This window comes from Neisseria sp. P0009.S007, assembly GCF_051962515.1.
Window position 1 is genome coordinate 1 of record NZ_JBQCVF010001187.1, and the last position, 251, is coordinate 251.

The 251-nt window shown below is 49.8% G+C and carries 1 protein-coding gene; it reads left to right on the plus strand.

All coding sequences use genetic code 11. From position 1 onward, the window contains the following. A partial coding sequence (locus tag ACTHS3_RS18250) for an Hsp33 family molecular chaperone HslO (protein ID WP_440368835.1) occupies positions 1-251 on the plus strand: 251 nt, incomplete at both ends.

A 251-nucleotide genomic window follows, 5' to 3' on the forward strand; every position in this document is an offset into this window, starting at 1 on the left:
TCTGAAAATGTTGGTGGTGGAAGCGACTTCTGAAAATACTGTCCGTGCTACCGCCCGATGGGATGAAACCGCTGAAATCCGTGATGATGAAAGCCTGACTGCGCTGTTGGGCGAAAACAGCGTGTTCGTTTTGACTCATCAGCCTAAAGATGCCGACCCATGGCAAGGTGTTGTGCCGCTGGAAGGCGACAGCATTGCGCAAATGTTGGTCAACTATATGAAACGTTCCGAGCAGCTCGATACCTATATTA